Origin of the sequence: Clostridium sp. DL-VIII (assembly GCF_000230835.1) — a bacterium.
Taxonomy (GTDB): domain Bacteria; phylum Bacillota; class Clostridia; order Clostridiales; family Clostridiaceae; genus Clostridium.
The window spans coordinates 685116-699713 of record NZ_CM001240.1; the positions used below are offsets into that span (position 1 = coordinate 685116).

11 protein-coding genes and 1 riboswitch are annotated in these 14598 nt (G+C 29.8%); all 11 genes read left to right on the forward strand.

The features are described from left to right. The first annotated feature begins 587 nt into the window (after nucleotides 1-587). The 11 genes from groES to CDLVIII_RS03300 all read left to right on the forward strand — a co-directional run bounded on the left by groES (nucleotide 588) and on the right by CDLVIII_RS03300 (nucleotide 14291). A complete protein-coding gene (gene groES, locus CDLVIII_RS03250) occupies nucleotides 588-872 on the forward strand; it encodes a co-chaperone GroES (RefSeq protein WP_009168029.1) in 285 nt (94 codons plus the stop codon). Nucleotides 873-953: 81 nt separating this feature from the next. Beyond that, nucleotides 954-2579 (forward strand): chaperonin GroEL, encoded by a 1626-nt coding sequence (gene groL / locus CDLVIII_RS03255; RefSeq protein ID WP_009168030.1) that lies wholly within the window; start codon nucleotides 954-956, stop codon nucleotides 2577-2579. 293 nt (nucleotides 2580-2872) lie between these two features. Then, on the forward strand, nucleotides 2873-3328 hold the full coding sequence (locus CDLVIII_RS03260; RefSeq protein ID WP_009168031.1) for a prepilin-type N-terminal cleavage/methylation domain-containing protein: 456 nt from the start codon (nucleotides 2873-2875) through the stop codon (nucleotides 3326-3328). Nucleotides 3329-3500: 172 nt separating this feature from the next. Next, a riboswitch (purine riboswitch) is annotated at nucleotides 3501-3598 on the forward strand. A gap of 137 nt (nucleotides 3599-3735) precedes the next feature. Then, the gene (gene guaB / locus CDLVIII_RS03265; RefSeq protein ID WP_009168032.1) at nucleotides 3736-5193 is read left to right on the forward strand and encodes an IMP dehydrogenase; all 1458 of its coding nucleotides are present in this window, start codon (nucleotides 3736-3738) and stop codon (nucleotides 5191-5193) included. A 199-nt stretch (nucleotides 5194-5392) separates the two neighbouring features. Then, nucleotides 5393-6925, forward strand: a complete 1533-nt coding sequence (guaA, locus tag CDLVIII_RS03270; RefSeq protein ID WP_009168033.1) for a glutamine-hydrolyzing GMP synthase — start codon at nucleotides 5393-5395, stop codon at nucleotides 6923-6925. Between the two features lie 324 nt (nucleotides 6926-7249). Further along, on the forward strand, nucleotides 7250-7486 hold the full coding sequence (locus CDLVIII_RS03275; RefSeq protein ID WP_009168034.1) for an AbrB/MazE/SpoVT family DNA-binding domain-containing protein: 237 nt from the start codon (nucleotides 7250-7252) through the stop codon (nucleotides 7484-7486). Between the two features lie 405 nt (nucleotides 7487-7891). Beyond that, nucleotides 7892-8230 (forward strand): hypothetical protein, encoded by a 339-nt coding sequence (locus CDLVIII_RS03280; RefSeq protein ID WP_009168035.1) that lies wholly within the window; start codon nucleotides 7892-7894, stop codon nucleotides 8228-8230. 747 nt (nucleotides 8231-8977) lie between these two features. Continuing rightward, on the forward strand, nucleotides 8978-10327 hold the full coding sequence (locus CDLVIII_RS03285) for a glucose-6-phosphate isomerase (RefSeq protein ID WP_009168036.1): 1350 nt from the start codon (nucleotides 8978-8980) through the stop codon (nucleotides 10325-10327). Between the two features lie 8 nt (nucleotides 10328-10335). After that, on the forward strand, nucleotides 10336-10767 hold the full coding sequence (locus CDLVIII_RS03290; protein ID WP_009168037.1) for a YaiI/YqxD family protein: 432 nt from the start codon (nucleotides 10336-10338) through the stop codon (nucleotides 10765-10767). Nucleotides 10768-11034: 267 nt separating this feature from the next. Further along, on the forward strand, nucleotides 11035-13392 hold the full coding sequence (locus CDLVIII_RS03295) for a triple tyrosine motif-containing protein (protein ID WP_009168038.1): 2358 nt from the start codon (nucleotides 11035-11037) through the stop codon (nucleotides 13390-13392). A gap of 80 nt (nucleotides 13393-13472) precedes the next feature. Continuing rightward, entirely contained in the window at nucleotides 13473-14291 is an 819-nt protein-coding gene (locus CDLVIII_RS03300) for a lytic transglycosylase domain-containing protein (protein WP_009168039.1), read from the forward strand. The last annotated feature ends 307 nt before the right edge of the window (nucleotides 14292-14598 follow it).

Genomic DNA, 14598 nt, shown 5'->3' on the forward strand with positions numbered 1-14598 from the left:
TAAGAAGTTTATATGGGAAGACTATAATATATATGTTGCAATAATAAAATTACACTTAGTATGTTTATAAGCTGTGTAAATATCTAAATGTTAAATGTAGAAAATCAATTGCAACATATATATATTAAAGCTTATAGATATGATAATATAATCTAAAACTTAGTTTTGAATATTTATAGTAATAAATAATTAAAATTGAAGGTGTCTAAAAATAATTAAAGATTATTTTTAGACACCTTCCTTTTATATGGAAGAACTGTGTTTTATGCTTGATTGGATGATTGTTTTTTTGATTTAACAGTTTGTTAAAGTTTTAGGGCTGATGTATTGATATGGCAGGTATAATGGCTAATTAGGAGATGAGAATTTAAAAAATAACTATAGAATAAATAAAATGGAGAAAAATTAAGTAATTAAGACATATTTTAAGATAAAGAGTTATATTCGCTGAAAAGTGGGATATAATATTAGAAGTAATGTTTGAATTATATGGGTATAAAGGATATTATAATTATGTTAGCACTCGACGATGATGAGTGCTAACAGAAAAAAGTAAAGATATTTTATATTTTTAAGGAGGGTTTTTCATGAATATTAAACCACTTGGTGAAAGAGTAGTAATAAAAAAATTAGAGGCGGAAGAAAAGACTAAAAGTGGAATAGTCTTAACTGGCACTGCAAAGGAAAGACCACAAGAAGCAGAAGTGGTTGCAGTAGGTCCTGGAGCTATTGTAGATGGAAATAGAGTAGCGATGGAAGTAAAAGTTGGAGATAAAGTTTTATATTCAAAATACGCTGGTACAGAAGTTAAAGTAGATGGAGACGAATATACTATATTAAAGCAAGATGATATATTAGCAATAGTTGAGTAATTAATTTTTTATTACAAGGCAATTTGAAAGTAAGAAATAAAAAGATATAAATAGCATATAAAAAGGAGAGTGTTATAAGAAATGGCTAAGATGTTAAAATTCGGAGAAGATGCAAGAAGATCTATGCAAATTGGTGTAGATAAGTTAGCAGATACAGTTAAAGTGACTTTAGGACCTAAAGGAAGAAATGTTGTATTAGATAAAAAATTTGGTGCACCATTAATAACCAATGATGGTGTTTCAATTGCAAGAGAAATAGAATTAGAAGATCCATATGAAAACATGGGAGCACAATTAGTTAAAGAAGTTGCAACAAAGACAAATGATGTAGCTGGAGATGGAACTACTACTGCAACTTTATTAGCACAAGCAATTATAAGAGAAGGTTTAAAAAATGTTACAGCAGGAGCTAATCCTATTTTAATAAGAACTGGTATTAAGATGGCTGTAGATAAAGCTGTTGAAGAAATTAAAAAAATCTCTAAGCAAATAGATGGAAAAGAGGATATAGCTAGAGTTGCTGCGATATCAGCTGCTGATGAAGAAGTAGGTAAATTAATTGCAGACGCTATGGAAAAGGTAGGAAATGAAGGCGTTATTACAATAGAAGAATCTAAATCAATGGGAACTGAGTTAGATGTAGTTGAAGGTATGCAATTTGATAGAGGATATGTATCTCCTTACATGGCTACAGATAATGAAAAAATGGAAGCCAATTTAGAAAATCCATATATATTAATAACTGACAAAAAGATTTCAAGCATTCAAGAAATTTTACCAATACTTGAACAAATAGTTCAATCAGGTAAAAAACTATTAATCATTGCTGAAGATATAGAAGGAGAAGCAATGGCAACATTAGTAGTTAATAAGTTAAGAGGAACATTTACTTGTGTAGCTGTTAAGGCACCAGGTTTTGGAGATAGAAGAAAAGAAATGTTACAAGATATTGCCATATTAACTGGAGGAACTGTTATCTCAGAAGAATTAGGAAGAGATTTAAAAGAAACTACAGTTGATATGTTAGGTACAGCTGATAGCGTTAAGGTATCTAAAGAAAATACTGTAATAGTTAACGGTAAAGGTGAATCTGTAGCTATAAAAGAAAGAATAGGTCAAATTAAGGCTCAAATCGAAGAAACAACTTCAGAATTTGATAAAGAAAAGTTACAAGAAAGATTAGCTAAATTAGCTGGTGGAGTTGCGGTAATCAAGGTTGGTGCAGCAACAGAAACTGAATTAAAAGAAAAGAAACTTAGAATTGAAGATGCATTAAATGCAACTAAAGCAGCTGTTGAAGAAGGAATAGTAGCTGGTGGTGGAACAGCTTATGTTAATGTAATTAACGAAGTTGCAAAATTAACTTCAGATGTTCCTGATACTCAAGTTGGAATAAACATAATCACTAAGGCATTAGAAGAACCAGTAAGACAAATAGCAGCTAATGCAGGAGTTGAAGGTTCAGTAATAATTGAAAAAGTTAAAAATAGTGAACCAGGTATAGGATATGATGCACTACACGATAAATATATCAACATGATTAAAGGTGGAATAGTTGATCCAACTAAGGTTACTAGATCAGCACTTCAAAATGCAGCTTCAGTAGCTTCAACATTCTTAACAACAGAAGCAGCAGTAGCTGATATTCCAGCAAAAGAACCTGCAATGCCAGGAGCTCCAGGAATGGGAATGGATGGAATGTACTAAAATAAAAATACTATTAATATATCTAGTTAGAATAAGCAATTATTATAATTGCTTATTCTTTTTTTTGCATTAAATTAGAACATGTTAATAATAAGAAGCTGCAATATAACAATTATTAGTTTGAGATAAATATTTCCCTGTAATATAGTAATTGAAAATAAAAGTTAAAATTTTATAAGGGTACTCAAGAGGGTATATCCTATAGTATAGTGAAAAAAATATTCCAATATTTGTATACAAAATAGAAAAAAAAGGAATAATATTAATAAAAAACAATTACAAGGAGTAATATTATGAAAAAAAGAAAGAAATTAATAATTAAGAAAAACAGTTTCAAAGAGTCAGTTAATAAGAAGAAAGAAGGATTTACATTAATCGAATTAATAGCAGTAATAGCTATTATAGGTATTTTAGCAGCTGCATTATTACCTAAAGTAAATGGATATATAAAAGAGGCTAAAAAGGTAAAAGTTGTGGATCAATGCAGGAAAGCTGTAATGGCGGTTGAATCTTATAATTTAGCTAGTAGTACGCCTATAGCTGACGGTTCAAATGTTAGTAGCATAAAGGCATCAACATCAGGGACATATAAGTACTTAGATGGTGATATGCTAGATAAACTTCCTGGAACGACTACAATTACACAATGTTATGATATAGTGAATGGTGCAGAATTTGAGCTATCAGATAATACAGATGATTTAGATACCTCATCTATTGTTGTTCAAAATACTAATACTAATACATAGTAACTAATAATTTTAAAAATTTAGAGAGTATAAAGATGGAAAAGTAAAACGAGATAAATATAAAAAACAACAAATTTTAACTTAATAATTATTTATAATTTTAATTTTGCAATTTTAATTTCAAATTTGTTGACTTTGACTTATACATACATTATAATAGTTTTAATTCAAAAACATAAAACATTTAAAAACTTATATATACCTTGAATATGGCAAGGAGTATCTACCGGAAGCCGTAAATTTCCGACTATAAGTGATATTGGTATAGGCTAAGTATAGACTTTTATTAGCATATTAACGTCACTTCTGAGGTTAATATGCTTTTTTTATACCATAAAATATGCAAGATATAATTCAAGTTTAACTTAAAATGAAATAAAAATTGCAAAAATCAAGGGGGATTTAAAATGGCTAAAATTATTAAGACTGCATATACTTTTGACGATGTATTACTAGTACCAAACAAATCAGAAATATTACCAAAAGAGGTAAGTACTAAGACAAGATTAACGAAGACAATTCAGTTGAATATACCTTTAATGAGTGCTGGAATGGATACGGTAACTGAATCAAAGATGGCAATTGCTATGGCAAGAGAAGGCGGAATCGGAATTATACATAAAAACATGACTATTGAAGAACAGGCAAAAGAAGTTGATAGAGTTAAGAGACAAGAAAATGGAGTTATTACAGATCCTATATTTTTATCACAAGATCATTTAATTCAAGATGCGGAGAATTTAATGGCTCAATATAGAATATCAGGAGTACCAATCACAACTAAAGAAGGAAAGCTAATTGGAATAATTACTAATAGAGATATAATCTTTGAGACAGACTATCAAAGAAAGATATCGGAGGTAATGACTAAAGAAAACTTAATAACTGCATCGGAGGATACAACAGTAGAGGAAGCTAAAGAGATATTGAAGAAACATAAAGTTGAAAAGCTGCCTTTAGTAGATAAAGACGGATATTTAAAGGGATTAATAACTATGAAGGATATTGAAAAAGTTAGAAAATTCCCGAATGCAGCAAAAGATAGTAGAGGAAGACTATTATGTGGAGCAGCAGTTGGAATTACTGGAAATATGATGCAAAGAGTTGAGGCATTAGTTAAAGCTCAAGTTGATGTTGTTACTCTTGATACAGCTCACGGACATTCAAAAGGCGTTTTAGATGCAGTAGTAGAAATTAAGAAAGCATATCCAGAACTTCAGGTTATTGTAGGAAATATTGCTACAGCAGCAGCTACAGAGGATCTAATAAAAGCTGGAGCAGATTGCATCAAGGTTGGTATTGGACCAGGATCAATTTGTACAACTAGAATAGTTGCTGGAGTTGGAGTGCCTCAATTAACAGCAGTTATGGATTGTGCAGAAATAGGTAGAAAATATGGAATACCTGTAATTGCAGATGGTGGACTTAAATATTCTGGAGACATAGTTAAAGCGCTAGCAGCAGGAGCTTCAGTTGCAATGCTTGGATCATTATTTGCTGGATGTGAGGAAGCTCCAGGGGAAATGGAAATATATCAAGGAAGAAGCTACAAGGTTTATAGAGGAATGGGATCTTTAGCAGCAATGGAGAGTGGCTCTAAGGATAGATATTTCCAAGAGGGTAACAAAAAGTTAGTTCCAGAAGGAGTTGAAGGAAGAGTAGCTTATAAGGGATCAGTCTCAGATACTATATTCCAATTAATAGGCGGAATTAGATCTGGACTTGGATATTTAGGATCAAAAGATTTTGACACTTTATATGAAACAGCTAATTTTGTAGTTCAAACAGCATCAGGACAAAGAGAAAGCCATCCTCATGATATTAATATCACTAAAGAAGCACCAAATTATAGTGTAGGACAATAATAATTAAATGCACAGTTTACAGCGAACGGCAAAATAAGCATGTGAACTGTGCATTACTTAATTTAGTTAAGTAAATCTATGAAATATTTTTCTTAAAGTTAAGATAATAATTTTTTATGTTGAAAATTGTTTTAATTTATTGATAAAAACTCATATTTAGTTAATAATAGAGATTATAAGAATAGTTTAGGAGGAAAACATGAAAAGAGATTTAGTTTTAGTTGTTGATTTTGGTGGACAATATAATCAATTAATAGCAAGAAGAGTAAGAGAATGCGGTGTATATTGCGAAATTATCCCATATGATTATACTATAGAAAAAATAAAAGCTAAGAATCCTAAAGGTATAATATTTACAGGAGGACCTAATAGTGTTTATGGAGAAGATACTCCAACTGTAGAAAAAGAAGTTTTTGAATTAGGTGTACCGGTACTTGGAATATGTTATGGAGATCAATTAATGGCACATCTACTAGGTGGAAAAGTTGCTACAGCTCCAGTAAGAGAATATGGTAAAACAAATGTGGTTTTAGACAATTCTTCTAAGTTATTTGATGGAATTGAAAAAGAAGGAATTGCTTGGATGAGTCATACTGATTACATATCAGAAGCACCTGAAGGGTTTAAAATAGTTGCACATACAGATGTTTGCCCAGTTGCAGCTATGGAAAATGAAGAAAAGAAACTTTATGGAGTTCAATTCCATGCAGAAGTAGAACATACTCAATTTGGTCAAAAAATGTTAGAAAACTTTATACACAATATTTGTGGTTTAGAAAATAGTTGGACTATGGGATCTTTTGCGGAAGAAAAAATAAAAGAAATAAAGGAATTGGTAGGAGATAGAAAAGTGCTATGTGCTCTATCAGGTGGAGTTGATTCATCAGTTGCAGCGATGTTAGTACATAAAGCTATTGGACATAATTTAACTTGTATTTTCGTTGATCATGGTTTACTTAGAAAAGATGAAGGAGATACTGTTGAAAGAGTATTTAAGAAGGAATTTGATATGAACATTAAGAGGGTTAATGTTGCAGATAGATTTCTTGGAAAACTTGCAGGAGTATCAGATCCAGAAAGAAAGAGAAAAATTATTGGTGAAGAATTTATAAGAGTTTTTGAAGAAGAAGCTAAAAAGGTTGGTCAAATAGATTACCTTGTTCAAGGAACAATTTATCCAGACATAGTTGAAAGTGGAACTAAAACTTCAGCAACAATAAAATCTCATCATAATGTTGGTGGTCTTCCAGAAGATATGGACTTTGAACTTATAGAACCATTAAGAGAACTTTTTAAAGATGAAGTTAGAGCTGTGGGAGAAGAACTAGGAATTCCTCATAAATTAGTATGGAGACAACCATTCCCAGGTCCAGGACTTGCTATAAGAGTGTTAGGTGAAATAACAGAGGAAAAGCTTGAAATAGTGAGAGAGGCTGATGCTATTTTCAGAGAAGAAATTGCAAATGCAAATCTTGATGAAAGCATATGGCAATACTTTGCATGTTTACCTAACATCAGATCAGTTGGAGTTATGGGAGATGAAAGAACATATTCTCATACAGTGGCATTAAGAGCGGTTACTTCAAGTGATGCAATGACTTCAGAATGGGCAAGAATCCCATATGAAATCTTAGATTTAGTAAGCAGAAGAATTGTAAATGAAGTTAAGGGAGTAAACAGAATTGTTTATGACATAACTTCAAAACCACCAGCTACTATAGAGTGGGAATAAGATTGAAAAGTTTAGAATAAAATATATTATAATTAGAAAAAATTCAACAAAGAAATTATCAGCTTAGATATTATATGAAAAGTAATATCTAAGCTGTTTTTTATGTAATGCCTTATAAATAAATGGCTTATATGTTATGAAACATAAAGAATAAAAAATCTTCTAATCGACATAAAGAATGTAAACGAAGCATATTTAAAATAATTACTAAATATAATTAATATATTTTCGATAATAATTACGTGAGAATAATAATTGGTTAATATGAAATGAAAAAAATGTAGAAATATATATATAATAAGGTGATTACAATGGGGGGATAATATGAAGCGGAAAATTACATTAAATAAGAGCAATAATGAATATGTAAGTGGTAGATTAACTATTCCTGTAGCATTATTAGAAGCAATAGGAGTAAATGAAGAAAATAGGGAAGTGATTCTTAATCTAGATGGTAGCAGGTTAATAATAGAAAGGGCTGATGATGATACTTGTAAAGATTTATCAGAGGAAAACTGGACAGGAATTACGCAAGAAGAAAGAGATTATTTATTACGATAAAATTTACATATTTAATAATTCTTATTCGCAAGGAATTATATAGAAAATTGAATATAAGATTCATGAAATAAAAGGACATTTACAGAAATGTAAGTGTCTTTTTTAGTTATATTTAATAGATAAAAATTTGTATCAATGATGTATTTTGAGAGTTTTTCTAATACAAAATAAAGATTTTAGAGGTGTTACTATTATTTTTGTCTAATTGATAGCAAATATAGCAAATCGGCATAATATATTATTAGGTAATTATTAAGATTTCTAAAATAACTTTAGAAAGTATTTTTATCATTATGAAATTAGGTTGATTATATCGTATGTGCTATCACCAATAAAGGTAAGAATGTTGGTGATGAAAGCTAAGAATAAGTAGACTTAAGGATCAATTACAAAGGAGAGAAAAGAATGGAAAACAGAGCTGATTGTAATAGAGAATGTATAAATCATGATGAAGATGAATCTGCATGTAGAAAGAAAAGGGGATGCGAACCTCCTCGTAATAAATGTCAGCGTAAACCTGATAACAGAGGAGACCGTTTTGGTGAAGCATTAGAAGAAGCTTATAATGAAGGTTATAGAGACGGCTATTGTGATGGATTTGAAGATGGTCGTGAAAAAGGACAAGAAGAAGCCTATGACGAAGGATATAAAGATGGATATGAAAAGGCAAAACAAGAAGTTATAGATTATATAAAGAAAAATAAATCTTGTGGCCATAAATGTTGCTGTTGTAAGTGCTGCTAAGTAAAAACTATATATATATAATAATATTATAAAAAGAGGAGTATATTATGTATTCCTCTTTTTTGATGGCTTGTCTTAAAGATTCTAAATGATAAATCATAATAAGAAAATATGAAATTAAGTTATTTAGAAAAGTTTAATTAAATAAGTTTAAGTAATATAAAATATAATCAGACAAGTTATTTGTCAATGGAAAAATACAGTATTAATTGCTAAAACCATGCGCGATATAATTACATTACAGGAAGGAGGAAGATATAAATAGTAAAGAATTGGGAGTTATGGATAAGTCAAATAAGGATTGTATTAAGGAAATGTAAACGATAAAAAAGATTTTTTACAAGCTATATTCATGGTGATAATATTGCCGGTGGAAAAACAAGAGGCTAAAGTTATCTTATATAGGTAATTTATATATATTATAAGTACAAAAAGTAATTTAAATAGACAGTATTTAAGTAAGACTTAGTTAAAATTTCGACTAGGTCTTGCCTAAGTATATGGATAAAAGTAATGATAATAAATTGGAATAAGTGCAGTAAGATAAATGTATATTAATTATTATTAGAGTAAAAATAAAATAGAGAAAGTTAAAAGGATTTGAACAATATTAATTATTTGATATATTGTTTTTGTTTGTTAAAATGACTAAAAGTATCCGTTAAAAAGCTAAAATTAACGATTGATTTAAATTTTTTGTGATATAATAAGAGTGATATTTTATTAGTATGGAGGTAGGATGAAGAAATGAATAAAGGTATATCATTGGATTTATCAAAATTAGCACCTTATTTAGACATGACTGAAGTTGACTATATGGAGGAAATGGTTAAAAGTGCCCATGAAAAGTTACATAATAAGACAGGAGCAGGAAACGATTTTTTAGGTTGGGTCGATCTTCCTGTAGATTATGATAAAGATGAGTTTGCAAAAATTAAAAAAGCAGCAGAAAAAATCAAATCTGATTCAGATGTATTAATCGTTATTGGAATAGGAGGATCATATCTTGGTGCGAGAGCAGCAATTGAAATGTTAACACATAATTTCCATAACGTATTAGGTAAGGATAAGAGAAAAGCCCCTAAGGTTTTCTATGTTGGAAATAATATTAGTTCAACATACATGGCTGAACTTTTACAAGCAATAGAAGGTCAAGATGTAAGTGTAAATGTAATTTCAAAATCAGGTACTACTACAGAGCCAGCAATTGCATTTAGAATTTTTAGAGATTATTTAGAAAAGAAATATGGAGTTGACGAAGCTAGAAAGAGAATATATGCTACAACAGACAAAGCTAAAGGAGCACTAAAAACATTAGCTGATGCTGAAGGATATGAAACATTTGTAGTTCCAGATGATGTTGGAGGCAGATTCTCAGTACTAACAGCAGTTGGATTATTACCAATAGCTGCAGCTGGAATTGATATAGATGAAATGATGAAAGGTGCTGCTGATGCAAGAGAAGCTTATTCTGATCCATCTATTAAGAATAATGATGCTTATAAATATGCAGCAGTTAGAAATGCTTTATACAACAAAGGTAAAGCAATTGAAGTATTAGTAAATTATGAACCATCACTTCACTATTTTAATGAATGGTGGAAGCAATTATATGGAGAATCAGAAGGAAAAGATAATAAAGGATTATTCCCAGCAGCTGTAGATTTTTCAACTGATCTTCATTCAATGGGACAATTTATCCAAGATGGAAAAAGAATAATGTTTGAAACAGTTATAAACATTGAAAAGGCTAAATATGAAATCAACATAGAAAAAGCTGATAGCGATTTAGATGGTTTAAATTTCTTAGCTGGAAAAACTATGGATTTTGTTAATAAGAAAGCATTCCAAGGAACTTTATTAGCTCATAATGATGGAGGAGTTCCTAATATGGTATTAAATGTACCAGAGTTTTCAGCATATTACTTTGGATATATGGTTTATTTCTTCGAAAAAGCTTGTGGAATCAGTGGACATTTATTAGGTATAAATCCATTTAATCAACCAGGAGTTGAGGCATATAAGAAGAACATGTTTGCTTTACTAGGAAAGCCAGGATATGAAGATATGAAGGCAGAACTAGAAAAGAGACTTTAATTAAATATATGAAGATTATAATTGATGGAGATGCCTGTCCAGGCATCTCCATCATTGAAAAAATAGCAAAAAAGTATGAAATTCCAATTATAATTTATTGTGATATTCATCATTTCATTCAAAGTGATTATTCAGAGGTTAAGGTTGTGGACAGTGGATTTCAAAGTGTGGATATGTATGTGGCAAATGAAACTAAACAAGGAGATATAGTTGTATCTCAAGATTATGGTGTGGCTGCCATGTGTTTATCTAAGAAAGCTAAAGTAATAAATCCAAAAGGCTTCATATATGATGAAAAAAATATCGATAGATTATTAGAGGAAAGACATATTTCGCAAAAAATAAGAAGAGGTGGAGGAAAAACCTCGAATCCTAAAAAGAGAACAGAAGAAGATGATTCAAAATTGGAAAGAAATTTAGTAAAACTAATAGAAAATTGATATGTTTTAGAAGCTTAAAAATATAGGCTTCTTTTTTGTATTTATGTTTAAATTAGACCTTAATACATGAAAACACAAGATTTATGTGGTAAGGAGAATGGTGTAGTACATATATTAAGATCTCGTTTTATATGTATATGATTTCTTCTAATGAAATATGTTATAATCAAAATAAAAATTAACTGGAGTTATTTACAAATAATGGTATAATCATATATTATAATAATAGGGAATATTGAGAAGCATTTGTGAAAGGGGTATAGATTCATGGAAGAACTTCAGTTGAAATATGTTGAGATAATTTTTGATAAACAAACACCACAGAATATTGGAACGGAAATAAATATATCTAGTAGAATAGATGATTGTGATGGTAAATTAGAATACAAGTTTATAGTTGGTAAGGGCGGAATTTGGAATACAATACAGGAATTTTCTGAGAAGAGTAAATGTGTATGGAAACCTAAAACAGAAGGGGAGTATATGGTTATGGTACAAGCAAGGGATAAAGATGGGAAAAAGCCTTTAGATTATTTGGCAAGAGAAGAATTTTCTATAACAAATGATGAAGCAACAGATGCTATGTTAAATGAAGAAATCTTATCTAAGGTTGCAAACGATGAAGAAGGTGACATAAGCTTTAGAGGGATAGTAGAAGATGAAACTTCTTCTGATAATTTGGAGTTTAAAGAAGCTGTAAATAATGACCAAGAGAGTAATGTAGTATTTCTTGAAGTAAAAGAACTTTCGAAAGAAGAAAAAGAAACGTTGATAGGTGAAAAGGATATTAATGAAGAATTACTTCTTTCAGAAGGAACTGAAAGAAGAGAGCGTAAAAAAATAGATTTTGAAGGAAATGAAGAAAAAGAACTAGAGCTTATAAATACTATTATTACTGATAAAGAAGAATACATGGTTGGTGAAAAGTGCTCAATAGAAGTGAAAATGAATAATGAAGGTGCGTATTTATATAGATTTTATATTAAGAATAATGATGAATGGGATGTAATAAGAGATTATGATACAAGTAATTTGTTAAAATATACAGTTAATGAAGAAGGAGAAAAAAAATTCTTGGTACAATGCAAGATGATGCAATCAACTGAGGCCTTTGAAGACTATAAAATTGTAAGAATAGATGTTAAGAGCATTAGAAAAATAGAAATAACAGATTTTAAATGCTTGAATAAAGCTCTAATATCTGGTGAAAAACTTGGATTTGCTGTAGAAACTAATGTTTATAAAAATGAAGCTGAAAAAGATAAAGTTGTATTGCTATATAAGTTTTATAAATTATATAAGGATGGAAAGTCTGTATGTATACAAGATTATTCTACAAGAAATGATGTATATTACAAGGAATTAGAAGCAGGAAGTTATAGAATTTTATGCCTTGTGAAGAGTATATTTTCTAATAGAGAATATGACGATAGAGCTATTCTAGTATATGACGTTAAACCATATGAAGATATAAAAATTAATAGTTTTGTAGCTAGTTTAAATTCTCCTCAAACAACTGAAACAGATATACGATTTACATCAGAAATACAAGGCGGAAAAAATTTATTATATAAATATAAGGTTAAGGGACCAATTGAGGAAGATACAGGATTTACTGCAGAAAAGGAATTTTCATGGAAGCCTATAGAAGCAGGAGAATATGAAATAATATTATATGTTAAGGATTCAGAGCATAAAGGTGAATATGAAGCTACTAAAAAAATAGCATTTACAATTGAAGAAAAAGGTAAGAAACCAGTAAAAATTTTAGATGTAATAGTTGACAGAGAAAAGAAGGTCATAGCAGGAGAGCCAGTTAACATAATGGTTAATGGGGAAGGTGGAACTAGACTTCAATATGCATTTACAATAAGAGAAAATAAAAAGAAACTAGAAGGGGTAAGCTATAATAAATCAAATTGGATTAATTTCATTCCAGAACATGCTGGTGAATATGAAGTGGAGATAATGGTTAAAGATCAATATTCTGATAAGCCATATGATGCGAATACATTTGTTCATTTAAAGGCTATGGAATACTTACCAGGAGAGATTGATTATATAATTTTACCATATAAAGAAACTCATCTGATTGGAGAAGCTATAGAATTTGAATGCATTATCCAAAATACACAAGATGTCTTAGTTAAATATGAAACAAAAATTAATGGACATTCGGTTGAGGAGACAGAGTTCTCAAAAAATAAGAAACTAAGATTTGTTCCTAAAATTGCAGGAAAATATACAATAGAAGTTTATGCTAAAAATATAAAGTGCAAAGACGAATACGATTCAAAGAAACAAATAAACTTATATGTAAGTGAGGCACCACCAGTAATAGAAACAAAAATAATAACCAATAAATTAGAATTTAACATAAATGAAGAAGTAACTTTCGAAGTTATAAGCAGAGGAGGAAAAGATGTATGTTATGAATTTTATTTAATGGGAAACAATGAATGGAAGAAAGTGCAGCCTTATAGTAAGAAACATTATTATAGCTTTATACCATTTGCTGAAGGGAAATATAAGATTTTAGCATTGGCAAAGAGTTATTATAAAAAAGTTAGTTATGAAGATTATGATCAAATAACATTTTTTGTTAATGCACAATCAAAAAAATAGTTAATGTTAATGTATCTAAAGGTTTAAGAAAAAGGTTCGAAAATAAACATAAGATAAATTTTGGAGGAAGGTTATTAAAAATGGCGATAAATGGTGTAAATCAACTTTCAAATGAACAGCTATTAGCAATGAATATGATGGGAAACGGACAAATAACAAATGATTCTGATTCTGGTGATACTAGTAATGAGTCAAACTATGCATTTCAATTGGCTATGCAAAATTTAATGGATGAATCATCGAAAAAAACTAGTAAAAATGTTAATGGTGGACTAAATAGTACTAGTGACAAGGCTGATAAAACTGATAATAAAATAGATGTGAGTGAAAAATCAAATGATTCTAATAATGATAAGGCGAGTGCTACAGCAGCTAAAATTGGACAGACATATTTAACAGGACAAAAATTAGAAGATATACCTATGATTATGAATGGGAATTATGTGAACTTTTCAAAAAAAGCAGGGTCCATTTTAGATAATAGAAGTGATGCTGACATAGAAAAGATATATGGTGCAGTTGACTCAGCGGCTAAAAAGTATGGAGTAGATTCAAACTTGATCTTGGCTGTAATTAAACAAGAGTCTGATTTTAATCCTAATGCAACTTCAGGGGCTGGTGCTGCTGGATTAATGCAAATCATGCCTGAAAACTTTTCGAGTTTAGGAATAAAAGATCAATATGATATGGACCAAAATGTTAGTGGAGGAACTCAGCTTCTTAAAGAATATTTGGATAAATATAATGGAAATACTGAGATGGCACTTATGGCTTATAATGCGGGCCCTGGAACGATGCAAAGAAGAGGTGTTTCATCATCAAGTGATTTATATAAAATGCCAGAAGAAACTCAAAATTATGTACCTAAAGTAATGGGGTATTATAGAAATGGAGTCTAAAATACTATTGTATTTTAGATTTTTTTCTATAAGTTATAGTATAAGAGTATAATTTTTAGAAAACTGAATTAAGTACGTCATATGAATAATAATATGACGTTTTTTTATTCAGTTTTATTATGATTTGATAAAATATTAATATAAGGTAAATCATTTCAAGTGTTATCGTATTCATATATTTGAAAACGTTTTAAAAGGACAAAATAAAAAACGCAACCCTTGGGGCCAGGTTGCGCTTTAGCAATAAGCAATAAGCAATAAATAAAAAGGGGGCTATATATTCCTTTTATTTATCCTTGCAAGAACA

Coding starts and splice junctions, on each gene's coding strand:
- CDLVIII_RS03280 (WP_009168035.1), top strand. CDS start 7,892: ATGGAAAACAGAGCTGATTGTAATAGAGAATGTATAAATCATGATGAA.
- CDLVIII_RS03290 (WP_009168037.1), top strand. CDS start 10,336: ATGAAGATTATAATTGATGGAGATGCCTGTCCAGGCATCTCCATCATT.
- CDLVIII_RS03260 (WP_009168031.1), top strand. CDS start 2,873: ATGAAAAAAAGAAAGAAATTAATAATTAAGAAAAACAGTTTCAAAGAG.
- CDLVIII_RS03300 (WP_009168039.1), top strand. CDS start 13,473: ATGGCGATAAATGGTGTAAATCAACTTTCAAATGAACAGCTATTAGCA.
- groES (WP_009168029.1), top strand. CDS start 588: ATGAATATTAAACCACTTGGTGAAAGAGTAGTAATAAAAAAATTAGAG.
- CDLVIII_RS03275 (WP_009168034.1), top strand. CDS start 7,250: ATGAAGCGGAAAATTACATTAAATAAGAGCAATAATGAATATGTAAGT.
- guaA (WP_009168033.1), top strand. CDS start 5,393: ATGAAAAGAGATTTAGTTTTAGTTGTTGATTTTGGTGGACAATATAAT.
- CDLVIII_RS03295 (WP_009168038.1), top strand. CDS start 11,035: ATGGAAGAACTTCAGTTGAAATATGTTGAGATAATTTTTGATAAACAA.
- guaB (WP_009168032.1), top strand. CDS start 3,736: ATGGCTAAAATTATTAAGACTGCATATACTTTTGACGATGTATTACTA.
- CDLVIII_RS03285 (WP_009168036.1), top strand. CDS start 8,978: ATGAATAAAGGTATATCATTGGATTTATCAAAATTAGCACCTTATTTA.
- groL (WP_009168030.1), top strand. CDS start 954: ATGGCTAAGATGTTAAAATTCGGAGAAGATGCAAGAAGATCTATGCAA.